The following is a 21,959-nucleotide window of genomic DNA, read 5'->3' as shown; positions in this document are numbered from 1 at the left end:
ATGGAATTAGTTGCAGGCCGCCCATTCACTGGCACGGTTGTGGCGATCAAAGCCTTCAGCGACAACTACATCTGGATGCTTCACGACGGCCAACAAGCCATCGTCGTCGATCCGGGTGACGCGAGCCCGGTTCTGCAAGCCTTGTCGGCCCTTTCCCTGCGTCTGGCAGGCATTCTAGTGACGCACCACCACGGCGATCATGTGGGCGGCATTGAGGCCTTGCGCCCGCATCTGCACGGCCCCGTCTACGGGCCCGCCAGCGAAGTGATTCCGCAGCCTTGCATTGGTCTGCACGGTGGCGACACCGTGGACTTGCTGGGCCTGCACTTTCAGGTCATCGACGTGCCTGGCCACACCGCCGGCCACATCGCCTACTTCCTGGAACACGCCGCCGATGCGGACGCCCCCGCGCTGTTCTGCGGCGACACCTTGTTCTCGGCCGGCTGCGGCCGCCTGTTCGAAGGCACGGCGGCGCAGATGCACGCCTCCTTAAAGACGCTGGCCGCCCTGCCTGCCGCCACCCGGGTGTTTTGCACCCACGAATACACCTTGTCGAATCTGCGCTTCGCCCGCGCGGTGGAGCCCGCAAACCTGGCCCTGGCCGAGCATGAAACCTGGGCCATCGCCCAGCGCGAGCAAGACCTGTCCACCCTGCCCTCCAGCCTCGCGCTGGAGCTGCAGATCAACCCCTTCCTGCGCTGCAGCGAACCCGCCGTGATTGCCGCGGCCGCCAGCATCCATCCATCGGTGACGCCCGCAGAACTCAGCCCCGACACCACTTTCGCCCGCTTGCGGGCATGGAAGAACGAATTCCGATGATAAAAAACAGCCGCCCAAATTCTGCCACCCTGCCCCTGGTGGCGCTGATCAGCCTGCTCTTGAGCGCATGCGCCAGCACCAGCACCGACACAGCGGGCAATGGCGCCACTACCCCCAGTGATCGCCATCTGCAAGCGCGCACCTGGAGCCCCTCCGGCAGCACCAGCGCCAAGACCGGCCTGCCGGCAGCAGCCAACAGCGAGGCCGGCGGCGCCTTGCTGGAAGACAGCCTGAACCCCGGCATGGTGATCGATCTGGACGCCCTGCAGGCCCGCGAAGACTTGTGGGTGCGGGTGCGCAGCGGCTTTGCCATGCCAGAGCTGGACAACGATTTGGTGCGCAAGGCCGAGAACTACTACAGCAGCCGCCCCGACTACGTGGCCCGCATGACCGAGCGCGGCAGCCGCTATATGTTCCACATCATCGAAGAAGTGGAAAAGCGCGGCATGCCCACCGAGTTGGCCCTGCTGCCCTTCATCGAGAGCGCCTTCAACCCGCAAGCCATGTCCACCGCCAAGGCCTCGGGCATGTGGCAGTTCGTGCCGGCCACCGGCCGTGACTTCGACCTCAAGCAAAACATCTTCCGTGACGACCGCCGCGATGTGCTGGCCAGCACCCGCGCCGCGCTGGATTACTTAAGCCGCCTGAACAAGAAGTTCGGCGGCGACTGGCAACTCGCGCTGGCCGCCTACAACTGGGGCCAGGGCAATGTGCAGCGCGCCATCGAGCGCAATCAAAAAGCCGGCCTGCCGACCGACTACGACAACCTGCGCATGCCCGATGAAACGCGCTACTACATCCCCAAGCTGCAAGCGGTCAAGAACATCGTCTTGAACCCGCAGAAGTTCGCGCTGACCCTGCCGCCCATGGCCAACCACCCCTATTTCCTGAGCGTCAATATTGACCGCGATATGGACTTGGCCGTGGCTGCCCGCCTGGCCGGCATGAGCGTGGATGAGTTCAAGCAATTCAACCCACAGATGAACAAGCCGGTGATGCTGGCGGCCAAGACCACGCAAGTGCTCTTGCCCTACGACAACGCGAGCGCCTTCGCGGTCAATCTGGCCGCGCACCGCGGCCCGCTGGCCAGCTGGACGGCCTGGGTTGTGCCGCGCACGATGAAGTCGGCCGAGGCCGCGCGCCAGGTCGGCATGGCCGAGTCCGAGTTGCTGGACGTCAACAAGATCCCGCCGCGCATGCTGGTCAAACAGGGCTCCACCTTGCTGGTGCCACGCTCCGCGCAGCGCCAAGAGGATGTCTCCGAACACCTGGCCGACAACGCCAGCCTGGCTCTGGCCCCCGATCTGCCGCCGCTGCAAAAGCGCAGCCTCAAGGCCGGCAAGGCTGACACCGTGGCCTCGCTGGCGGCACGCTATAACCTCAGCGCCTCGCAGGTCGCGCAGTGGAATAAGGTGGATGCCAAAGCGCGCTTCAAGCCCGGCCAGACCGTGGTGATCTACACCGCCACAGGCCGCAGCAGCGAGAAGCTCGCGCAGCAAAAACCTGCCAAGAGCCGCAATGTGCAAACCGCCAGCAAGTCCAGCAGCAAGCCCGCTCGCAGCAACGCCAAGCCCAGCGGCCGCTCCATCACCGCCTCAGCCGACACCGGCTTTCGCCAAGTCTCACATCGCTGAACTTGCCGGCCCGGCGATTGCGCAGCAATCCCGGGCCGACGCTTGTTTCAGGCTTTGCTTCAGGCGATGAAGAACAGAGCGACGCTGCATGCCAGGCCTGCTCCCCACACCAGCGAGCGCAAGGTGGCCAGGTTGGCGACGTAAAGGCCGATGTAAACCACCCGCGCCGCCACAAAGCCCAGCGCCAGGTTGTTCACCAACTCTTGCGGCGCATGCATTTGCTGGGCCACCAGCACGCCGGCAATGAATAGAGGCAAGGCCTCAAAGCTATTCGCCTGCGCCGCATTGGCACGTGCCTGCCAACCGCTTTGCTTGGCCAACCAGGCACGCGGGTTGTTGTTGTCATAGCCGTCGCTGCGGCCCATGCGCGAAAAGCCCTTGACCTTGGCCAGCAAGGCGCAAACGATGGGCAGCAAACAAGCGATCAGGATGGCGGTGTTGGCAAGGGTCATGTCGGCTTTTCAGATGGAGGGAAGGAATGGCGCCTTGAAAAGGCGCCCGGATTGAGGGCAGCGCCCTAACGGCGATCCACCAGGGCATGGGCGATGGTGCCCAAGTCCACATATTCCAGCTCGCTGCCCACCGGCACACCGCGCGCCAAGCGCGTGGCACGAATGCCGCGGGAACGCAGCGCCTCGGCCAACACATGGGCCGTGGCTTCGCCCTCAGCCGTGAAGCTGGTGGCCAAAATGACTTCGGTAACGCCGGCCTCCGCCGCACGCGCCAGCAATTCAGCGGCGCCGATCTGGCGCACGCCCACGCCGTCCAGCGGGCTCACACGGCCCAGCAAGACGAAGTAATAGCCTTTGTAGGAATTGCTGCGCTCCAGCGCCGCCTGATCGGCCGGCGACTCAACCACGCACAACAAGCTGGCATCGCGCCCAGCATCGGCGCAGATATTGCACAGCGCCGTTTCACTGAAGGTGTGGCAGCGCTGGCAGTGGCCGATTTGCTCGGCCGCCGCTTGCAGCGCCAAGGCCATGCTGCGCGCGCCATCGCGGTCATGCTGCAGCAGGTGATAAGCCATGCGCTGGGCCGACTTCTGGCCCACGCCGGGCAGGCGCTTGAGCGCCTCGATCAGCTGATCAAGAACCGTCATGCGCGCCGCAACACCGCAGCGCGCTCGCCAACACTTGCGAAAGTCCTGCCGCAGCCAAAGCTAGCGTCGTGGCGGCGTGGCCACGCAAGCAAGCACGCCCCATTGGCGGGGCGGCACAGAGCGCATGAAGGCAAGGTCATCAGAAGGGGAACTTCATGCCCGGAGGCATGGGCATGCCGGCGGTCAGCTTGCCCATCTTTTGGGCGCTGACTTCTTCGGCACGGCGCACCGCATCGTTGAAGGCGGCGGCCACCAAGTCTTCCAACATGTCTTTGTCGTCCGCCAGCAGGCTGGGGTCGATGGTGACGCGCTTGACGTCATTCTTGCAAGTCATCAAGACCTTCACCAAGCCCGCGCCGGACTGGCCTTCCACCTCAACAAAAGCCAGTTCCTCCTGCGCCTTCTTGAGGTTGTCTTGCATGGCCTGGGCTTGTTTCATCAAGCCGGCGAGTTGACCCTTCATCATCTTCAATACTCCTCTAAATTCAAAAAATATGGCTCAGCAACACCCGAGAGTGTCAGTGCGCCTTGATTGAGCCCGGCACGATGCGTGCGGTCTTGAACTGAGCCAGCAACTGCTGGGCCAGCGGGTCTTTGATGACGATTTGCTCCACCGCACGCTGCTTGGCCTGGGCGGCGGCCGCATCGCGCAGGGCGGGCGAATCATGGGCCTGGCCGGCCTCCATCTCGATTTGCACGCTTTGCTGCAGACCGGCTTCCAGCGCGGCTTGCAGCTTGTCGCGCAGCGCGGGCTGGCGCAGCGATTCTCGCTCGACACGCAGGCGCCAGATCTGAATTTCACCCTGCTGCTCGAAACCCACGCACTCCGAGCGCACGGCCAGTTCACGCGTGAGGGCGGTCAAGCCCAGCGGGCGGATCAGCTCAGCCCAGCGCTCGCCCAGCGCCGTGGGCCGCAAGGGCACGTCTGCGCCTGCGGTTGAGAGGTAAGCATTGCGCTCGGCCGACGAAGGACGGACACGATCGCTGGGCGACCAGTCTTCGCCTTCTGCCTGCGCTTCACCGCCATCATTCAAATCCGATGGGCCGTAGGGCCGGCTTCCGCCGCCTTCATCGTCGGCGGCCGGCGCGGCATCCAACCAGGGCGGCACATCATCCTCGGGCTCAGGCTCGGGCTTGTGCACCACCGGGCGCGGACGCAGGCGTGCGCTGTGGCTGGCGTCCGCCTCGGGCGCGCGGGCGCGAAAGGCGGGCGCAGCTGGGGCCGGAGCCGGGGGTTGCTCGGGCGCCGACACCGCAGCAGGAGCTACAGGCGCAATAGACGCAACAGGTGCTGCCGAGGCAACGAACGGCGGCGCAGCCGGCTCAGCCGCTTGCAAGCCGGCCGCCATCGCTACCGGCGGCAGTGCCGCTGCAGATGCGGGTTCAGGCGAAGGCTCCGGGGCTGAAGCAGGCTCTGGTTCGGGTTCTGGTTCAGCCTCTGGCGACGCGGCGGCAGGGGCTGTCGCGGACGTCGCGGCTGCTTGCATCGGCGCCATCTGCACAGGTTGCGCCGATGCGTCAGCGCGTGGCGCAGCGGCATGGACAACGGCCGCTGAATTGCTAGCAAACGACGCCGCGGGCGCAGCCGTTGTCGCAACAGCTGATGCCGCAATCGACCGGGCCACGGGACGCGCAGCAGGCTTCACGAGCGCTTGTCCGCCTCCACTAGAAGAACCCGAACCTCCCGCAGGGCGGAAGCTGAGCATGCGCAGCAAGACCATCAGCATGCCGGCATATTCGTCCGGCGCCAGGGCCAGCTCTTGGCGGCCATGCAAGGCCATGCTGTACATCAGCTGAATTTCATCGGCCGGCAGCATGGCGGACAGACGCATGGCTTCGGCGGTATCGGGGTCGGATTCGATCAAGGCGCCAGGCGCGGCTTGGGCCACAGCCATTTGCTGCAACAAGCCCGCCAAATCCTCCAGCATGCCAGCCGCAGACAAACCCAGGCTGCGCAGACCATCGGCCTGCGCCACTACGGCGGCGCCGTCAGCCGCAATCAAGGCGTCCAGAATCGCCACCACATGGCCACGATCCACCGTGCCCAACATCTGGCGCACGCCCTCTTCCACCAGGCTGCCGGCGCCAAAAGCAATCGCCTGGTCGGTCAGCGACAGCGCATCGCGCATCGAACCGCGTGCAGCGCGGGAGATCAAGCGCAGCGAGCCCGCATCGGCCGCCACATGCTCGGCCTGCAAGACCTGTGTGAGATGGCTCAGCACCGTCTGCGGCGCCATCGGCCGCAGATTGAACTGCAAGCAGCGCGACAACACGGTGACCGGCACTTTTTGCGGGTCGGTGGTGGCGAGCACGAATTTCAGATAGTCCGGCGGCTCCTCCAGCGTCTTCAACATGGCGTTGAAGGCGGTGTTCGAGAGCATGTGGACTTCGTCGATCATGTAGACCTTGAAACGGCCCATCACCGGCTTGTAGACCGACTGATCCAGCAGCTGCGAGATCTCCTCGACGCCGCGATTGGAGGCCGCGTCCAGCTCAACATAATCCACAAAACGGCCGGCATCGATGTCGCGGCAGGCATCGCAGACGCCGCAAGGCGTGGCGGTGATGCCGCCCTGACCATCCGGCCCGGTGCAATTGAGGCTCTTGGCAAGGATGCGCGAGACCGTGGTCTTGCCCACGCCCCGCGTGCCGGTGAACAGATAGGCGTGATGCAGACGCTGCTGCGTCAATGCATTGGCCAAGGCCTGCACCACATGCTCCTGACCCACCAACTCTTCAAAGCTGTGGGGACGGTACTTTCGCGCGAGAACCTGGTAACTCATGCGCCGGATTCTAAAGGCTCGGACCTGACCGATAATCCAACCCCATGAGCACGCACGCCCCCTCCTCCCCCTCCTCCGCGAATGACACCCTCAGCTACGAACAAGCCGGTGTCAATTACGACCTGATCGACCCGCTAAAGATCAGCGCCCAACGCGCCGCTGCGGCCACCGGAGCCCATCTGGCCGGCCATGGTTTCAGCGAGGTGCTGGCCTCGCGCGGTGAGTCGGCCTATGTGGTTGACGTCGGCCCCTTCTACATCGCCTCCATCGTCGAATGCCTGGGCACCAAGACCTTGGTGGCTGACGAAATGCGTCAGCTGACCGGCAAGAGTTACTACGACGGCATCGCCCAAGACACCATCGCCATGGCCGTCAACGACCTGATCACAGTCGGCGCCACGCCTCTGGTCGTTCAAGCCTACTGGGCAGCTGGCGGCTCCGACTGGTTCGGCGACAAGCAACGCGCCCAAAGCCTGGTGGAAGGCTGGAAGCGCGCCTGCGACGTTTGCCAAGTGGCTTGGGGCGGCGGCGAAACGCCCGCTCTGGCAGGCATCGTCGAAGCCGGTCGCATCGACCTGGCAGCCTCCTGCACCGGCTTGATCAACCCCAAGGAGCGCCTGTCGGTGGGCGACAAGCTGGGCGCCGGCGACGCCATCGTGTTGCTCGCCTCCAGCGGCATCCACGCCAACGGCCTGAGTCTGGCGCGCAAACTGGTCGAGCGCCTGCCCCAAGGCTATCTGACCGAAATCGAACCTGGCCTGAGCTATGGCGACGCCTTGCTGGCGCCCACAACGCTTTACTCGCCGGTCACTGAGGCCCTGTTCAAGGCCGGCATCCAGCCTCATTACTGCGCCAATATCACCGGCCACGGCTGGCGCAAGCTGCTGCGCCACCAAGGCAAGTTCACTTACCGCATTCACACCGTGCCGCCCGTCACGCCGGTGCTGAAGTTCATGCAAGAACACGCCAAGCAAGACGACCGCGAGGCCTATTCCACGCTGAATATGGGCGCGGGCTTCGCCATCTTCGTGCCCGCTGCGGACGCTGCTCGCACAGTTGAAATTTCCAAGGCCTGCGGCATTGATGCCTGGGTGGCGGGCCAGCTGGAAGAAGGCGAAAAACAGCTGCTGATCGAGCCGCTGAACATTCGCTTCAGCGACGACGATTTGCAACTTCGCTGAAATGAACTAAGGCAATTGGCCGAGGCCGCCCTGCGCCTCGGCTACAATGCGCTTTGACGGGCCTCCTCGCATGGAAGCGCGGCCAACCGGGTCAGATGGGGAACCAAGCAGCCCTAACCGTTGTGACCAGTGCCGGGGCAAGGCTCGTCAACCCCACCTTCCCATACCCTCCCAATGGGACCAGCATCGCCCCAGCTGCTGGAACTTGGCGACATCTTTCACGATGAATCGCCGGTGGGCATTGATCCACCCCACCCAAACTGCCTCACATACTTGCGATGCGCCAACACGGCACAGGCAGCAAGCATTCGCCAATCGGCCGCCTGGCAATTGACCAGCGAACCCGCGCCTCGTCATCAAGCGAACCATCAAGCCCAGCACCTCAACAAAGGGCCAGGCACAGCACCGCACTAGTTTCGAGGGCCGTCTGACGCCTCAGCCTGCTTCAATCGCTGGCGCGCCTCCTCCAAGCCGCCGTAATTCTCAAGCCTCGAATAACCGAGTTGCTTGAGTGATTCCAGAGCAATGGCAGAACGCCGTCCGGATCGGCAATACAAGACAATCTTGTCGTCCTTGGCAATATTGAACTTTGAAATCTCTTTGGCGATTTCACTGTGCTCGATATTGAGTGCGCCACTCACATGGCCTTCGGCATACTCCGCCGCGCTTCGCACATCAATAACAACATCCTTCGCCTGCGCGACAAGCGCGCTGAATACAAGCGAAGCCAGCAGGACGATCTTTTTCATAGGGCCAAGCCTCAGGCAAGACAAAGAACCAAAGCCAAACTTTAAGAGTAGCGCGGCCGCAAAAGAAGATGCGAAACCCAGATTCAAAATTAAATGCACAATGAAAAAAGCACCGAGTGCTTACGCATTCGGTGCTTTATCCAATCTTAATTTTGGTGGGCCCTGAGTGACTCGAACACTCGACCTACGGATTAAGAGTCCGCTGCTCTACCAACTGAGCTAAGAGCCCTACATTCGAATTCGTTAATTTCTCAACGTTTCCGAGCTTCACATTCTAGCATGAATTTTTTAGTATTACATACTAATTTCACACTAAATTCTGGTGGGTCGTGCGGGACTCGAACCTGCGACCTACGGATTAAAAGTCCGCTGCTCTACCAACTGAGCTAACGACCCGAACCTTGCGAAGCCTATGATTCTAATACCGAATTCATGTCGAGTGCAAGAACTTATTCAAAATTTCTTTCAAGAATCTTTTTGACCAGCTCGGCGGCGGCCGCCATGCCGAAGCTGGCGGTCACCATCACGCTGGAACCGTAGCCGTGGCAGTTGAGGCTGCCGTCCACATCGCAAGCCTCGCCCTCCTCTTGCTGCGGCAGGTGCACGGCCTCACGCGAGAACACGCAGGACACGCCAAGCTTGCCCTTGCGCGGCGCGGCATATTGCTGACGCAAGCGCTGGCGCAGAGATGCAGACAAGGGGCAATGCGTCACATCCGCCAGGTCCGCCACGCTCAACAAGCTCGGCTCACGTTTGCCGCCAGCCGCGCCAACGGTCACATAAGGCAAGCCTCGGCTTCGCGCCCAGGCAGCCATCACCGCTTTGGCGCGCACTTGGTCACAAGCGTCGATGACACCGTCCAGCCCTGCATCCTCGCCCAAGAGCCCTGGCCAGTTCGCTTCGTCAACAAACTCCTCAATCACCCTCACATGGCAGCCCGGGTGAATGTCGGCCACACGCTGGCGCAAGGCCTCGGCCTTGGCCATGCCGACGGTGCTGCCCAGCGCTTGCACCTGGCGATTGATATTCGACTCAGCCACCTGATCCAAATCGATCAGCGTTAGCGAGGCCACGCCGGAACGGGCCAAGGCCTCAACAGCCCAAGAACCCACACCGCCCAAGCCCACGACAGCCACATTCGCATTGCGAAGCCGGGTGTAGGCCGAAGCCCCGTAGAGCCGGCGCAAGCCACCGAAGCGGCGCTCCGCATCGGCAGCATCAAGAGGATCCTGGTCCAGGCTGGCGGGGGTCATCACATGAGGTTCAAGCATGGCTGGATTTTAGTGGCGCACAAAAGAAAGGGCCCTGCATGCAGGGCCCTTGAAAGCATTTTTGACGCTGGCGAGCAGCGCTTGATCAACGCAGCGCAGCCATGCGCTCCTTGGCGGCCTTGGCGGCCTCGCTAGCGGGATAGGCCTTGATCAGGTCCTCCAGGCTGCGGCGGGCGGCCTTGGCATCCTTCAGCTCGATCTGGCAGTTCGCCAAAGCCAACAAGGCTTCAGCGGCACGCGGATGCTCGGGGTTGCCGGAGATGAATGCCTTGAAGGTGGCAATCGCCTCTTTGTAGTCGCGCTTGCCGTACAGGGCATTGCCCAACCAGAAACGCACCGAGTCGCTGTAGCCGCTGGCCGGGAAGCGCTTGCCGAAGCTGGCGAAGGCGTTGGCGGCTTCGGCGAAATCGCCGCGCCGCACCAAGCCCATGGCCGCGTCGTACTGACGGCGCTCTTCGGGGTCGACCTGAAACTCGCGGCCATCCAGGCTGACCTTTTGCGGCTCCAGCGGCTTCAAGCGCGAGTCCAAGGCCTGCGCCTGGTCGTTCAGCTTGCGCTGCGTTTCCGACAGGTCACGCGCCAGCTGTTCGTTCTGGCCGCGCAGCTTGGCAATCTCGCTGCGCAAGACATCGATCTGCGCATTCAGATCCAGCACGCTGCGCCGCAGAGGCTCCACCTGGTTTTGCAACTGGGTGTTCATCTGGCGCTGCGCATCCTCGCTCTGCTGAGCACGGGTACGCAACTCGATGATGGCTTTGCGAGCATCCTCGTCTTCAAACAAGCCGGCATTGGCCGGCAGGCTCAGCGAACAACCCGCCGCCAGCGCCAGCACCAATGCCCAAGACCCGCGCGAACGCAGCAAGCTCATTTCACTTGTCCTTCAGCTCAACGCGGCGATTCTTCGCCCATGCGGCTTCGTCGTGGCCGGCGTCAGCGGCACGCTCTTTGCCGAAGCTGACGGCTTCAACCTGGTTGGCGTTCACGCCCAGCAGGGTCAGCGACTTGGCCACGGCCTCAGCACGCTTTTGGCCCAGAGCCAGGTTGTACTCACGTCCGCCGCGCTCGTCGGTATGGCCTTCCAGGTTCAGCGACAACTTGCGGTCGTTGTTCAAGCGCTTGGCGTGCGCGTCGATCAGGCCGCGGTTGTCTTCCTTGACGGTGTAGCTGTCAAAGTCGAAATACACCACGCGCTGGTTGGCCACAGCAGCGGTCAGCTGCGCGCCCAGGTCCACGGTCTTCACGGTGGACTCAGCCATAGGCTGGGTGTTGGCGTTGCCAGTATTGCTGGTCGAGGCCGTGACAGGGCGGGTCTCGACAGGTGCCGGCTCATCCAGCTTGACGGCGGAACCGCAACCAACCAGCGCAGCGGCGGCCAGCAGAGACAGGGCATAGCGACTCAGATTCGCGTTCAGTTTCATTGAAAACACTCCTTTTTATATTCGCAAGCAATTGCGGTCAGTGATGAGGCACCCCGGATGGGGCAAAAAATTGGTTGGGCAATCAGCCCTCAACGGGTGAACGGGCCCCACACGGGCTCGCGCACATCGGCCAGGGTGGAAATCAGCTTGGCTTTGATCTTGCCGTCGAGCGTGCTGGTCATCAGCACATCGCGGCCGGCCGCACGGGTGGCGTAGACCAGCAAGCGGCCGTTGGGTGAGAAGCTAGGGCTTTCATCATCATTGCTGTCGCTGATCTGCTGCACCACGCCGCTGGCCAGATCCATCACGCAGAGCCGGAACGCACCGCCACCCAAGCGGGTGATGTAGGCCATGCTGCGGCCGTCCGGGCTGATGGCCGGGCTGATGTTGTAGGCGCCGTTGAAGGTCACGCGCTCGGCGCCGCCACCGGCCAAGGCCATGCGGTAGATCTGCGGGCTGCCGCCACGGTCGCTGACGAAGTAGAGCGAGCGACCATCGGGCGAGAACGCGGCCTCGGTGTCGATGGCCGAGCTTTGCGTCAGGCGGCGCAAGCCACCCCCGTCGCGGTTCATGATGAAGAGTTGCGAGCCGCCCTCGCGCGACAGCGTCAGCACCACTTGCTGGCCATCGGGCGAAAAAGTCGGCGCGCTATTGCTGCCTCGGAAGTCGGCCAGCACGCGGCGCTTGCCGGTGGACAAGTCTTGAATCCAGACCACGGCCTTGCGGGCCTCGAAGGACACATAGGCCAGTTCGCGGCCTGACGGTGACCAAGCCGGTGAAATGATGGGGTCAGGGCTTGCCAAAGCCACTTGGCCGCCCTCGCCGTCCGAATCGGTGATGCGCAAGGCATAACGGCCACCGGCCTTGGTGACATAGGCCATGCGGGTGGCAAACACGCCGCGCTCGCCGGTCAGCTTTTGGTAAATGGTGTCGGCGATGCGGTGGGCCGCCAGACGCACATCTTCAGGCGTCACCGCATGGGCTTCGCCGCCCATGTCCTGGCCCTTGACCACATCCCACAGCTTGAAGCGCAGGTCGATGCGGCCATCAGCCAAGCGGTTGGCCGAGCCGGCCGCCAAGGCGTCCGCATTGCGGCCACGCCACTCACTCCAGGCGGGCGAAGAAGTCTCAGACAGGCCAGCCGGCGCATCGATGATGCGGAACTGGCCGCTGCGCTCCAGGTCGGCACGAATGATGGACGCCACGGCTTGGCCGCTGCGCGACTCATCGCGGAACTCAGGCAGGGCAATCGGGATTTGGCTGCCGCCAACGCCGGAAATATCGACGCGGAACTGCGCTTGCGCAGGACGGGCAAAAGTCGCCAATGAAAGCGCTGCGGTACTCGCCAAACCGCCCAAAGCAGCGCGCCGTGACAAGAGGAAATTCTGAGGAGAACGGAATGTCATGCAGGGATGTTTGCGGGGCCAGGTGAACAATCCGGTTCAAACCACCGGCGGCGACAACTCTCGCTATTCTGCACTAGCAAGACAGGCACAAGCTGTAGGCTTGTTTCTGTCTGTTGCTATGAATTGCGGCCGGCCCCGGCCCATGCGGCCAACCTCAACGCCGATCATTATCGCGCCCAGCCCTACGCCCAAGTTGCCGACATGGTGCCAAAAGTGTTGGCACTTTGTACCGAGGCGGCTGACAAGCGCACAGCGCTACATCAGCACGATGTCGTAATGCTCGGTCTGGTTCGAGGGCTCGGCCGTCAGCGAGATCGGCTTGCCGATGAAGTCCGACAAACCCGCCAGATGCTGGCTCTCTTCGTCCAGCAGCATCTCCACCACGTTCGCCGCGGCCACGATGCGGAACTCCTTGGGCGAGAACTGGCGTGCCTCGCGCAAGATCTCGCGCATGATGTCGTAGCAGACGGTGCGGGCTGTTTTGACCTGCCCGCGGCCTTCGCAAGTCGGGCAAGGTTCACACAGCATGCGCGACAGCGATTCCCGCGTGCGCTTGCGCGTCATCTCCACCAAGCCCAGCTGGGTGAAGCCACCCAGGGTGACCTTGGTGCGGTCCTTGGCCAACTGCTTGCGGAATTCACTCAGCACGGCCGATTTGTGCTCGTCCCGCGTCATGTCGATGAAGTCGACAATGATGATGCCGCCCAAATTGCGCAGGCGCAGCTGGCGCGCGATGGTGCCGGCCGCCTCCAAATTGGTCTTGAAAATGGTGTCGTCAAAATTGCGCGCACCGACAAAGCCGCCGGTATTGACGTCAATGGTGGTCATGGCCTCGGTCTGATCAAAGATCAGATAGCCGCCCGACTTCAAGTCCACCCGCCGCGCCATCGCCCGGCCAATCTCGGCATCGATATTGTTGAGGTCGAAGATCGGTCGCTCGCCGCGGTAATGCTCTAGCTTGGCGGTGGCGGCCGGCATAAAGGTCTCGCCGAAACCGTGCAAGACATCGAACTGCAGCTTGGAGTCGATGCGAATGGAGCCGGTGTGTTCGTTGACCAAATCGCGCAGCACCCGCTCCACCAGGCTCAGGTCCTGATGCAGCAAGCTGGCCGGGGGCGAATTGAAAGCCTTCTCACGGATGCGGCTCCAGGCGCGGCGCAGATAGGCAATGTCGGCGCCCAGCTCTTCGTCGCTGGCGTCTTCGGCATTGGTGCGCAGAATGAAGCCACCGCCGCCGCCGTCCTCCGGCTTTCCGACCAAGGCCTGCACCCGGCTGCGCAAGGCTTCACGCGCCTCGGGCGAGCCGATCTTTTGCGAGATACCGATGTGATCGTCTTGCGGCAAAAACACCAGCATGCGCCCGGCGATGCTGATTTGCGACGACAGGCGCGCGCCCTTGGTGCCGATGGGGTCCTTGATGACCTGCACGGTCAAGGTCTGACCCTCGAACAAGAGCCGCTCAATCGGCGTGGCCACCCCCGCATCGGCATGGTGGCTGCTGCGGTGCTGGCCGGTCGAGCCTGCGACATAGAGGTCGGCCACGTGCAAGAACGCGGCGCGCTCCAGGCCGATGTCAATGAAGGCGGACTGCATGCCGGGCAAGACCCGCGCTACTTTGCCGAGGTAGACATTGCCCACCAGGCCGCGTTCCAGGGTGCGCTCGACATGAAGCTCCTGCACCGCGCCGTTTTCGACCACGGCAACGCGGGTCTCCTGGGGCGTCCAGTTGATCAGAATATCTTCCATGGGCTCTCGAACCTTGAATGCTGTCGTTTGCCCGGCTTCCATACGATGCACGGGCAGACGACAAAATTCACAACATCAAAAATGCAAACCGAATTGCTTGAGCAACTGGGCCGTCTCGAACAGCGGCAAGCCCATGATGCCTGAATAGCTGCCCTCGATGCGAGAAATCCAGGCTGCGGCCTGACTTTGAATCGCGTAAGCACCGGCTTTGCCAAAAGGCTCACCGCTGGCCACATAGCGGCGCAATTGCTCGGAGCCGACCTCGGCAAAGTCCACCGTCGATACGCTCAAGCCCGCTGTCTGCTGCGTCGGCAAGCCCACGGCCACGGCAGTGATGACGCGGTGACGGCGCCCGGCCAGCAGCTCCAGGGTTTGCAAGGCTTCATCGGCGTCCAGCGGCTTGCCCAGGATTTGCCGGTCAAGGGCCCCTGTCGTGTCTGAGCACAGCACTGGCGCGAGCGGCAAGCCGCGTGCTTCCCGGCGCGCCAGCGCCGCCGCCAGCTTGGCCTGCGTCACCCGGGCCACATAGGCTTCAGGGTCTTCGTCCGGCAGCACCAACTCCAGCGCTTCGGCGTCTTCCTCGGGACCGGGCAGCAGCAGCTCGTAGCGCACACCCAGCTGCTCCAGCAACTGGCGGCGGCGTGGGCTTTGCGATGCCAGGTAGATGAATTCAAACGACATGGCGTGCGCTGACCTTCTCTTATTCGCGGTGATAGGGGTGGCCGGTCATCACCGTCCAGGCCCGGTACAGGCCTTCAGCCAGCAAGACGCGGGCAAAGGCATGGGGCAAGGTCAGGTCTGACAGGCGCAGGGTTTCATCGGCGGTGGCTTTGAGGGCGGGCGCCAGCCCGTCCGGGCCGCCGATGATCAAGGCCACATCGCGGCCATCACCCATCCACAGCTTCATGCGCTCGGCCAGCTGCATGCTGGTGCGGCGCTCGCCACGTTCATCCAGGATGACGCGGCGCACGCCCTTGGGCAGGGCGGCTTCGATGCGGGCAGCTTCGGCAGTCATCAACTGCTCCGCCGTTTTACTGCCGCGCGTCTCGGCCTTCACCGCCTTCAACTCCAGGCGCATCTCGGGTGGGAAGCGCTTGGCGAAGTCCTCATACGCACTATCGGCCCAGGCCGGCTGACGCTGGCCCACGGCCACCAAATACAAACGCATGCGCTAGACCGTCAATCAGCCGCGCGGTGCTGCCTTCTTGGCTGCCGGCTTCTTGACTGCAGCAGCCTTGGTGGCGGCGGGCTTCTTGGCGGCAGCGGCCTTCACGGCGGGCTTGGCGGCAGCCTTGACTGGCGTTTTGGCTGCAGGCTTGGCGGCCGACTTCGCAGCAGGACGCTTCACCGCCGCCGTCTTGGCGGAAGCGGACTTGACGGCAGCCTTCTTGGTGGCGGGCTTGGGCGCGCCGACCTTGATGACCTTGTCCACCGGGGTCTTGACGCCCACGGTGCGAGTCACGCCCTTCTTGGCCACAACCTTCTTGGCAGCAGGCTTGGCTTCGGACGCGGCCGTCTTCTTGGCAGCAGGCTTCTTGACCGGCAACTTCACCGGGCCCTTGAGTGCTTCTTCCTTGGCGCTGGCGCGAACCTTCTTCTTCGGTGCGGCTTCGTCGTCGGAGGCCTTGACCAGCTTGGTCTCGCCATCGTTCAACTTCATGCTGACCAGCTTGCCGCCCCAGATTTCCTCCAGGTGGTAGTAGTCACGGATGGCCGGCTGCATCACATGCACCACGGCGGCGCCGCAGTCCACGATGATCCATTCGCCATTCTCTTCGCCCTCGCAGCGCAGCACTTGCATGCCGCGCTCTTTGACGGTCACGCGCACGCTGGAGGCCAAGGCCTTGGTCTGGCGATTGCTGGTGCCCGAGGCGATGATGACGCGCTCGAACAGCGGCGACAGGTGCTCGGTGTTGAAGACCAGAATGTTCTGGGCCTTCACATCTTCCAAACCATCGACGATGGCGCGTTGCAACTTACGAATGTCCATTCAGGTATTACTCACTGTAGAGACGGTGCTGGGCAATATACCCCGCGACCGCATTGCCCACCAAGGGGCGGATGTCCTCAGCGCGGGCAGCCATCTCGCGCACTTGGGTTGATGAAATGCACAACTCTGGCATCGCCAGCTTGTGAACTTTTTGCAGCAATGCCGGCTCCTCAGCCAGCATCTCGGCCGAAGCCTGAATTTCTTGACCCGCACGTGCAGCTACCGCCACCGTGACCAGGCCCACCAAGGCACGCCACTCGCGCCAGGTGTGCAGGCGCGCGAACTGGTCCTGGCCAATCACCAGGAACAACTCATCACCCGGATGCGCCGCCAGCCGCCCGCGCACGGTGTCGATGGTGAAGCTGGCGCCGTCACGCACCAACTCGCTGTCGTCCACCGCAAAACGCGGCTCGCCCGCCACCATCAGCTCCACCATGGCCCGGCGATGTTCGGGCGAAGCCAGGCCGCGCCCGGTTTTCTGCCAGGGCCGCCCGGCGGGCAGCCACAGCAGTTGATCAAGCTGCAACTGATCCAGCGCGCAATGCGCCAGGCTCAGATGCGCGAGATGAACAGGATCAAAACTGCCACCGAACAAGCCCGTCCGTGTAGCAATCACAACCATAAATGGGTGGCCGGTTCATGCGCCCAGTCGCGCGGCCGCAGGAATTCGCTGTAGAGCTTGGACTCTTGCGTGCCGTCTTCGGGCGCCCACTGATAACGCCATTTCACCACGGGTGGCATGGACATCAGAATCGACTCGGTACGCCCGCCCGATTGCAGGCCGAACAAAGTGCCGCGGTCAAACACCAGATTGAACTCGACATAGCGGCCCCGGCGATAGGCCTGGAAGTCGCGCTCGCGCTCGGTGTAGGCCAAGCCCTGGCGGCGCTCGACGATAGGCAGATAAGCCGGCACAAAGGCGTCACCCACATCGCGCAGCATGGCGAAGGCGGCGTCAAAACCGCCCTCGGCGTAGTCATCAAAAAAGATGCCGCCGATGCCACGCGGCTCGTTGCGGTGCTTCAAGAAGAAATACTCGTCGCACCAAGTCTTGAAGCGCGGATAGAGCGCCTCGCCATGGGGCTTGAGTGCTTGTTCGCAGACACGGTGGAAGTGTTGGGCATCGCGCTCGAAGCCGTAATACGGCGTCAAGTCCATGCCGCCGCCGAACCACACCACCGGCGGCGCATCTGCCGGCAAGGCGGCGAACATGCGCACATTCATATGCACCGTGGGCACAAAAGGATTGTGCGGATGGATCACCAGCGACACACCCATGGCCTCAAACGGCGCACCTGCCAGCTCCGGCCGATGCTGGGTGGCCGAAGGCGGCAAGACCCGACCCCGCACATGCGAGAAATTGACGCCACCGCGCTCGATCACCGCGCCACCTTCGATCAGGCGGGACAGGCCATCGCCTTCCAAGCGGCCGCCGGGCTCGCGTGTCCAGCCGTCGCTGATGAAGTCGCCGCCATCGGCTTTTTGCAAGGCCGCGACGATGTTCGCCTGCAGATCAAGCAGGTACTCGCGCACGAGTTGAGTGTTCATCGTCATGATTTCATCCTTATCGGACTGGCCAGCGCCGGATTAAAGCCGTGCTGGGCGCTGAACGTCTGCGCCATCAGCGCGAGGTCGGTGGCCGGGTCGCCGCCCGGCAGCATGAACTGCCGCAGGCAAATGGTTTTGCTGGCGTAGTCGAAATAAGCCAGCCCTGCCGGCACCTGGGCCTGTAGCGCCACCTGATAGGCGCCGGAGCGCCAGCCCTTGGCCAGCGAGCGCGTGCCTTCGGGCGCCATGGCTAGCCAGTACATCTCGCCGCGAGCCTGCGCCGCCAGCATGTCTTGCACGGTGTCGCTCACCAGGCCTTGAGGACTGTCGCGCCGCACCGCCACGCCACCCAGCCAGCGCACCCAGGCGCCGAACAGGGGCAGGCGGAACAAACTGTCCTTGGCCCAAAAACGCAGCTGCAAACCCAATGCCCACTTGGCCAGGATGCCGACCACGAAATCCCAGTTCGAGGTGTGCGGGTAGACCAGGATCACGCCCTGCTTGGCCGGCAAGCCGTCAAACTCCAGGCGCCAGCCGGCCAAGCGCAGCAGGCGCTGCGCCCAGGCACTGCCCTGCAAACGCAGTTGCTGGGGGCTGTCGGCCGCCGCGAACAAGCGCGGCTGGGGCAGAACGTCGCGTCCGCTCAACGTTTCACCGCGCGGTGTCCGATGTCCTGGCGGTACTGCTTGCCTTCGAACTGGATATTGACCAGAGACTCATAGGCCAAGGCCTGCGCCTTGCGCACCGACTCGCCCAGGGCGGTCACGCACAAGACCCGTCCGCCCGAGGTGCGCAGCTGACCATCCACCTCAGCGGTACCGGCATGGAAGACCATATGGTCTTCGGCATCGGCCGGCAGGCCGGTGATGGCATCACCCTTGCGCGGCGACAGTGGATAACCGCCGGCCGCCATCACCACGCCCAAGGCGACGCGGCGATCCCATTGCAGCTCGACTTGATCCAGCGTGCCGTCGGTGGCGTGCAGCAGCACTTCCAGCAGATCGCTCTTGAGCCGCATCATGATGGGCTGCGTCTCGGGGTCCCCCATGCGGGTATTGAACTCCACCGTGCGCGGCTGACCTTGCGCATCGATCATCAGGCCGGCGTAGAGGAAGCCGGTGAAGGGAATGCCGTCACGCGCCATGCCCTGGATGGTGGGCATGATGATTTCATGCATGGCCTTGGCATGCACATTGGGCGTGACCACCGCGGCGGGCGAGTAAGCACCCATGCCGCCGGTGTTCGGGCCTTCGTCGCCATCCAGCAAACGTTTGTGATCCTGGCTGGTGGCCAGGGACACCACGTTCTTGCCGTCGCACAAGACGATGAAGCTGGCTTCCTCGCCCTGCAGGAATTGCTCGATCACAACCCGCGCACCACCTTCGTTGTGCACCACGCCCAGCTTGTTGTCGGCCAGGATCCAGTCGATCGCCTCATGCGCCTCGGCCAGGGTCATGGCCACAACCACGCCCTTGCCGGCTGCCAGGCCGTCGGCCTTGATGACGATGGGCGCGCCCTTGGCGTCGACATAGGAATGCGCCGCGGCCACATCGCTGAAGACCTCGTACTCGGCCGTCGGGATGGCATGGCGCTTCATAAAGTCTTTGGCGAAGGCCTTGGACGACTCCAGCTGAGCGGCGGCCTTGGTGGGGCCAAAAATGCGCAAGCCGCGGGCACGGAACTCGTCCACCACGCCGGCGGCCAAATAGGCCTCGGGGCCGACCACGGTCAGCGCAATCTTGTTCTCAGTCGCGAAATCAGCCAGCGCCTTCACGTCGGTGATGGGCACGTTCTTGAGACGCGGGTCACGCGCCGTGCCGCCGTTACCGGGGGCCACAAACACCTGGCTGACCCGTTCGGCTTGCGCCAGCTTCCATGCCAGCGCATGTTCGCGCCCGCCATTACCCAGAACCAGAACCTTCATTCGTTGATGCTCGCATTGTGGAAAACGTCTTGCACGTCATCCAGGTCTTCCAGCACGTCGAGCAGCTTTTGCATGCGCGTCGCGTCCTCACCCGTCAGCTCGATGGTGTTCTCAGCCCGCATGGTGACACCGGCGATTTCCGCCGTCAGCCCCGCGGCCTCGAGCGCGTCCTTGACCGCTTCGAATTCAAACGGGGCGGTCAGCACCTCGATGGCGCCGTCGTCGTCGGTGATCACATCCTCGGCGCCAGCTTCCAGCGCCACTTCCATGATCTTGTCCTCATCGCTGCCCGGCGCAAACACCAGTTGGCCGCAATGCTTGAACTGGAAGGACACCGAGCCATCGGTGCCCAGATTGCCACCATGCTTGCTGAAGGCATGACGCACTTCGGCCACGGTGCGGACCTTGTTGTCCGTCATCGTGTCGATGATGATGGCCGCGCCACCGATGCCATAGCCTTCGTAGCGGTTTTCTTCGTAGTTCACGCCATCGAGATTGCCGGAGGCCTTGTCGATGTTGTACTTGATGCGGTCGGCGGGCATATTGGCGCCCTTGGCCTTGTCCACTGCCAAACGCAGACGCGGGTTGTCCTTGATATCAGGTCCACCGTGGCGTGCCGCCACCGTGATTTCGCGAATGATGCGAGTCCAGATCTTGCCGCGCTTCTCGTCTTGCCGGCCCTTGCGATGCTGAATATTGGCCCATTTGGAATGACCCGCCATATGGCTCCTGCTCCTGCTGCAGAGGCACAAAGGCCCTGCACTTTAGTTGGTTAGACTGCGATTTTAGCTTTGCGCGACGCACCCACCATGTCCGACCCGATTCTGCTGGCCCGCCACGCCACCGTTGAGTGCTTTTTGCTGCCCGCCCTGGCCAACCGCCACGGCCTGATCACCGGCGCCACCGGCACCGGCAAAACCATCAGCCTGCAGACCCTGGCGGAGAGCTTCAGCCGCCTGGGTGTCCCCGTCTTCATGGCCGACGTGAAGGGCGACCTGACCGGCATCTCGCAGACCGGGGCGGCTTCCGCCAAGCTCTTGGCCACGCTAAAAGAGCGCGGCATCGAGCCCCCAACACCGCTGGCCTGCCCCACCACCCTGTGGGATGTGTTCGGCGAGCAAGGCCACCCGGTGCGCGCCACCGTGTCCGACATGGGCCCGCTGCTGCTGGCCCGCATGCTGGACCTGAACGAGACCCAGCAAGGCGTCTTGCAAATGGTGTTCAAGATCGCCGACGACAACGGCTTGCTGCTGCTGGACCTCAAAGACCTGCGCGCCATGCTGCAGTATGTGGGCGACAACGCCAGCCAGTTCACCACCCAGTACGGCAATGTCTCGGCCGCCAGCGTTGGCGCCATTCAGCGCGGCCTGCTGCAGATCGAAACCCAGGGCGGCGACAAATTCTTCGGCGAGCCCATGCTCAATATTGCCGACTTCATGCAAACCGAGCGGGGTGCGGGTGTGATCAACATCCTCGCCGCCGACAAGCTGATGAACGCGCCGCGTCTCTACGCCACCTTCTTGCTCTGGATGCTGAGCGAGTTGTTCGAGCAATTGCCCGAGGTGGGCGATCTGGACAAGCCCAAGCTGGTGTTCTTCTTCGACGAAGCCCATCTGCTGTTCAAAGACGCACCCGCCGCCCTGGTCGAGCGCATTGAGCTGGTCGTGCGCCTGGTGCGCTCCAAGGGTGTGGGCGTCTATTTCGTGACCCAAAACCCGCTGGACATTCCCGACACCGTGCTGGGCCAGCTGGGCAACCGCGTCCAGCATGCCCTGCGCGCCTTCACCCCGCGTGACCAAAAAGCCGTCAAGGCGGCGGCCGAGACCATGCGGCCCAACCCCGGCCTGGATGTCGCCGCCGCCATTACTGAGCTGGGCGTGGGCGAAGCCCTGGTCAGCCTGCTGGATGAGAAAGGCCGGCCCAGCGTGACCGAGCGGGTGTTTGTGCTGCCACCGGGCAGCCAAATCGGCCCGATCAGCGCCGAGCAGCGCCAGCAGCTGATTCAAGGCTCGCTGGTGGCCGGGGTCTACGAAAAAATGGTGGACCGGGAATCGGCCTTCGAAAAACTCAAGGGCCGGGTCGACGGCAAGGGCGGCGCGGCCGGCCAAGCAACAGCGCCCGGCGCCCCCGGCACCGCGGCACCCAGCGCTGCAGAAGGCGAAGGCTGGCTGGGCGGCTTAAAAGACGTTTTATTCGGCAGCACCGGTCCGCGTGGCGGCCGGCATGAAGGCCTGGCCGAAGCGGCCGCCAAATCGGCCATTCGCTCGATGAGTTCCACGGCAGGTCGCGAGATCATCCGTGGCGTGCTGGGCAGCATTTTGGGTGGTGGCGGTAGCAGCCGGCGGCGCTGATCGCCCGGGGAGCAGGTACCGAACCCGCACCGCTGGCGCC

The 21,959-nt window shown here is 63.4% G+C and carries 22 protein-coding genes, 2 tRNA genes and 1 other RNA gene; 5 read left to right on the top strand and 20 right to left on the bottom strand.

The annotated features are described in order from the left end of the window. Complete coding sequence (gene gloB, locus AT984_RS05035) at nt 1-819, top strand: hydroxyacylglutathione hydrolase (protein WP_058719157.1); 819 nt, start codon at nt 1-3, stop codon at nt 817-819. Next, nucleotides 798-2,453, top strand: coding sequence for a transglycosylase SLT domain-containing protein (locus AT984_RS05030; RefSeq protein WP_231741527.1), 1,656 nt, complete (start codon nt 798-800; stop codon nt 2,451-2,453). The genes gloB and AT984_RS05030 overlap by 22 nt, the downstream gene beginning before the upstream one ends. A 59-nt stretch (nt 2,454-2,512) precedes the next feature. Here the strand turns inward: AT984_RS05030 and AT984_RS05025 are convergent, their stop codons facing one another. The 4 genes from AT984_RS05025 to dnaX form a co-directional block, all read right to left on the bottom strand. Then, on the bottom strand, nt 2,513-2,905 hold the full coding sequence (locus tag AT984_RS05025) for an MAPEG family protein (protein ID WP_058719156.1): 393 nt from the start codon (nt 2,903-2,905) through the stop codon (nt 2,513-2,515). A 65-nt stretch (nt 2,906-2,970) separates the two neighbouring features. After that, nucleotides 2,971-3,552, bottom strand: coding sequence for a recombination mediator RecR (gene recR / locus AT984_RS05020; RefSeq protein WP_058719155.1), 582 nt, complete (start codon nt 3,550-3,552; stop codon nt 2,971-2,973). Nucleotides 3,553-3,691: 139 nt separating this feature from the next. Continuing rightward, the gene (locus AT984_RS05015; RefSeq protein WP_058722097.1) at nt 3,692-4,018 is read right to left on the bottom strand and encodes a YbaB/EbfC family nucleoid-associated protein; all 327 of its coding nucleotides are present in this window, start codon (nt 4,016-4,018) and stop codon (nt 3,692-3,694) included. A 52-nt stretch (nt 4,019-4,070) separates the two neighbouring features. After that, nucleotides 4,071-6,335, bottom strand: a complete 2,265-nt coding sequence (gene dnaX / locus AT984_RS05010; RefSeq protein WP_058719154.1) for a DNA polymerase III subunit gamma/tau — start codon at nt 6,333-6,335, stop codon at nt 4,071-4,073. 44 nt (nt 6,336-6,379) lie between these two features. On the opposite strand from dnaX, the gene AT984_RS05005 reads away from it, so the two are divergent. Both AT984_RS05005 and ffs read left to right on the top strand, forming a co-directional pair. After that, the gene (locus AT984_RS05005; RefSeq protein WP_058719153.1) at nt 6,380-7,516 is read left to right on the top strand and encodes an AIR synthase-related protein; all 1,137 of its coding nucleotides are present in this window, start codon (nt 6,380-6,382) and stop codon (nt 7,514-7,516) included. Between the two features lie 55 nt (nt 7,517-7,571). Then, an RNA gene (gene ffs, locus AT984_RS22360) (signal recognition particle sRNA small type) lies at nt 7,572-7,668 on the top strand. A 258-nt stretch (nt 7,669-7,926) separates the two neighbouring features. On the opposite strand, the gene AT984_RS05000 is transcribed toward ffs, so the two are convergent. From AT984_RS05000 to AT984_RS04925, 16 genes are all read right to left on the bottom strand, one after another. Further along, entirely contained in the window at nt 7,927-8,265 is a 339-nt protein-coding gene (locus AT984_RS05000; protein WP_058719152.1) for a rhodanese-like domain-containing protein, read from the bottom strand. Between the two features lie 153 nt (nt 8,266-8,418). Next, nucleotides 8,419-8,494: transfer RNA gene (locus AT984_RS04995), tRNA-Lys, on the bottom strand. A 91-nt stretch (nt 8,495-8,585) separates the two neighbouring features. Continuing rightward, nucleotides 8,586-8,661 (bottom strand) — tRNA-Lys (locus AT984_RS04990). A gap of 53 nt (nt 8,662-8,714) precedes the next feature. Continuing rightward, nucleotides 8,715-9,536 (bottom strand): tRNA threonylcarbamoyladenosine dehydratase, encoded by an 822-nt coding sequence (locus AT984_RS04985; protein ID WP_231741526.1) that lies wholly within the window; start codon nt 9,534-9,536, stop codon nt 8,715-8,717. Nucleotides 9,537-9,621: 85 nt separating this feature from the next. Further along, on the bottom strand, nt 9,622-10,404 hold the full coding sequence (ybgF, locus tag AT984_RS04980) for a tol-pal system protein YbgF (protein WP_058719150.1): 783 nt from the start codon (nt 10,402-10,404) through the stop codon (nt 9,622-9,624). A gap of 1 nt (nt 10,405) precedes the next feature. After that, nucleotides 10,406-10,954, bottom strand: coding sequence for a peptidoglycan-associated lipoprotein Pal (pal, locus tag AT984_RS04975; RefSeq protein ID WP_058719149.1), 549 nt, complete (start codon nt 10,952-10,954; stop codon nt 10,406-10,408). An 89-nt stretch (nt 10,955-11,043) separates the two neighbouring features. Next, nucleotides 11,044-12,360 carry a Tol-Pal system beta propeller repeat protein TolB gene (gene tolB, locus AT984_RS04970; protein ID WP_058722096.1) on the bottom strand — a complete coding sequence of 439 codons (1,317 nt, stop codon included), beginning with the start codon at nt 12,358-12,360 and terminating at the stop codon, nt 11,044-11,046. A 255-nt stretch (nt 12,361-12,615) separates the two neighbouring features. Beyond that, the gene (gene rng, locus AT984_RS04965; protein WP_058719148.1) at nt 12,616-14,106 is read right to left on the bottom strand and encodes a ribonuclease G; all 1,491 of its coding nucleotides are present in this window, start codon (nt 14,104-14,106) and stop codon (nt 12,616-12,618) included. Between the two features lie 75 nt (nt 14,107-14,181). Continuing rightward, nucleotides 14,182-14,787, bottom strand: a complete 606-nt coding sequence (locus AT984_RS04960; protein WP_058719147.1) for a Maf family protein — start codon at nt 14,785-14,787, stop codon at nt 14,182-14,184. A 19-nt stretch (nt 14,788-14,806) separates the two neighbouring features. Beyond that, the gene (rlmH, locus tag AT984_RS04955; RefSeq protein ID WP_058719146.1) at nt 14,807-15,274 is read right to left on the bottom strand and encodes a 23S rRNA (pseudouridine(1915)-N(3))-methyltransferase RlmH; all 468 of its coding nucleotides are present in this window, start codon (nt 15,272-15,274) and stop codon (nt 14,807-14,809) included. Between the two features lie 15 nt (nt 15,275-15,289). Next, complete coding sequence (rsfS, locus tag AT984_RS04950) at nt 15,290-16,096, bottom strand: ribosome silencing factor (protein WP_058719145.1); 807 nt, start codon at nt 16,094-16,096, stop codon at nt 15,290-15,292. Between the two features lie 7 nt (nt 16,097-16,103). Further along, on the bottom strand, nt 16,104-16,718 hold the full coding sequence (gene nadD / locus AT984_RS04945; protein ID WP_058719144.1) for a nicotinate-nucleotide adenylyltransferase: 615 nt from the start codon (nt 16,716-16,718) through the stop codon (nt 16,104-16,106). Then, nucleotides 16,709-17,644, bottom strand: a complete 936-nt coding sequence (gene hemF / locus AT984_RS04940) for an oxygen-dependent coproporphyrinogen oxidase (RefSeq protein WP_058719143.1) — start codon at nt 17,642-17,644, stop codon at nt 16,709-16,711. Before hemF ends, nadD begins: the two co-directional genes overlap by 10 nt. A 2-nt stretch (nt 17,645-17,646) precedes the next feature. After that, nucleotides 17,647-18,291, bottom strand: a complete 645-nt coding sequence (locus tag AT984_RS04935; RefSeq protein WP_082679794.1) for a 1-acyl-sn-glycerol-3-phosphate acyltransferase — start codon at nt 18,289-18,291, stop codon at nt 17,647-17,649. After that, nucleotides 18,288-19,568, bottom strand: coding sequence for a phosphoribosylamine--glycine ligase (gene purD, locus AT984_RS04930; RefSeq protein ID WP_058719141.1), 1,281 nt, complete (start codon nt 19,566-19,568; stop codon nt 18,288-18,290). The genes AT984_RS04935 and purD overlap by 4 nt, the downstream gene beginning before the upstream one ends. Further along, on the bottom strand, nt 19,565-20,290 hold the full coding sequence (locus AT984_RS04925) for a YebC/PmpR family DNA-binding transcriptional regulator (RefSeq protein WP_058719140.1): 726 nt from the start codon (nt 20,288-20,290) through the stop codon (nt 19,565-19,567). Before AT984_RS04925 ends, purD begins: the two co-directional genes overlap by 4 nt. A gap of 87 nt (nt 20,291-20,377) precedes the next feature. Here AT984_RS04925 and AT984_RS04920 point away from each other — a divergent pair, with 87 nt between their 5' ends. After that, complete coding sequence (locus AT984_RS04920; protein WP_058719139.1) at nt 20,378-21,919, top strand: helicase HerA-like domain-containing protein; 1,542 nt, start codon at nt 20,378-20,380, stop codon at nt 21,917-21,919. The last annotated feature ends 40 nt before the right edge of the window (nt 21,920-21,959 follow it).

This window comes from Paucibacter sp. KCTC 42545 (assembly GCF_001477625.1).
Taxonomy (GTDB): Bacteria; Pseudomonadota; Gammaproteobacteria; order Burkholderiales; family Burkholderiaceae_C; genus Paucibacter_A.
The sequence above is the reverse complement of the archived record's forward strand: the minus strand, read 5'-3'. Positions and strand labels throughout refer to the sequence as shown.

Bases quoted from the DNA above. Each gene is read 5' to 3' on its own strand.
- gloB (WP_058719157.1), top strand. From the start codon at position 1: ATGGAATTAGTTGCAGGCCGCCCATTCACTGGCACGGTTGTGGCGATC.
- AT984_RS05030 (WP_231741527.1), top strand. From the start codon at position 798: ATGGAAGAACGAATTCCGATGATAAAAAACAGCCGCCCAAATTCTGCC.
- AT984_RS05025 (WP_058719156.1), bottom strand. From the start codon at position 2,905: ATGACCCTTGCCAACACCGCCATCCTGATCGCTTGTTTGCTGCCCATC.
- recR (WP_058719155.1), bottom strand. From the start codon at position 3,552: ATGACGGTTCTTGATCAGCTGATCGAGGCGCTCAAGCGCCTGCCCGGC.
- AT984_RS05015 (WP_058722097.1), bottom strand. From the start codon at position 4,018: ATGATGAAGGGTCAACTCGCCGGCTTGATGAAACAAGCCCAGGCCATG.
- dnaX (WP_058719154.1), bottom strand. From the start codon at position 6,335: ATGAGTTACCAGGTTCTCGCGCGAAAGTACCGTCCCCACAGCTTTGAA.
- AT984_RS05005 (WP_058719153.1), top strand. From the start codon at position 6,380: ATGAGCACGCACGCCCCCTCCTCCCCCTCCTCCGCGAATGACACCCTC.
- AT984_RS05000 (WP_058719152.1), bottom strand. From the start codon at position 8,265: ATGAAAAAGATCGTCCTGCTGGCTTCGCTTGTATTCAGCGCGCTTGTC.
- AT984_RS04985 (WP_231741526.1), bottom strand. From the start codon at position 9,536: ATGCTTGAACCTCATGTGATGACCCCCGCCAGCCTGGACCAGGATCCT.
- ybgF (WP_058719150.1), bottom strand. From the start codon at position 10,404: ATGAGCTTGCTGCGTTCGCGCGGGTCTTGGGCATTGGTGCTGGCGCTG.
- pal (WP_058719149.1), bottom strand. From the start codon at position 10,954: ATGAAACTGAACGCGAATCTGAGTCGCTATGCCCTGTCTCTGCTGGCC.
- tolB (WP_058722096.1), bottom strand. From the start codon at position 12,360: ATGACATTCCGTTCTCCTCAGAATTTCCTCTTGTCACGGCGCGCTGCT.
- rng (WP_058719148.1), bottom strand. From the start codon at position 14,106: ATGGAAGATATTCTGATCAACTGGACGCCCCAGGAGACCCGCGTTGCC.
- AT984_RS04960 (WP_058719147.1), bottom strand. From the start codon at position 14,787: ATGTCGTTTGAATTCATCTACCTGGCATCGCAAAGCCCACGCCGCCGC.
- rlmH (WP_058719146.1), bottom strand. From the start codon at position 15,274: ATGCGTTTGTATTTGGTGGCCGTGGGCCAGCGTCAGCCGGCCTGGGCC.
- rsfS (WP_058719145.1), bottom strand. From the start codon at position 16,096: ATGGACATTCGTAAGTTGCAACGCGCCATCGTCGATGGTTTGGAAGAT.
- nadD (WP_058719144.1), bottom strand. From the start codon at position 16,718: ATGGTTGTGATTGCTACACGGACGGGCTTGTTCGGTGGCAGTTTTGAT.
- hemF (WP_058719143.1), bottom strand. From the start codon at position 17,644: ATGAACACTCAACTCGTGCGCGAGTACCTGCTTGATCTGCAGGCGAAC.
- purD (WP_058719141.1), bottom strand. From the start codon at position 19,568: ATGAAGGTTCTGGTTCTGGGTAATGGCGGGCGCGAACATGCGCTGGCA.
- AT984_RS04925 (WP_058719140.1), bottom strand. From the start codon at position 20,290: ATGGCGGGTCATTCCAAATGGGCCAATATTCAGCATCGCAAGGGCCGG.
- AT984_RS04920 (WP_058719139.1), top strand. From the start codon at position 20,378: ATGTCCGACCCGATTCTGCTGGCCCGCCACGCCACCGTTGAGTGCTTT.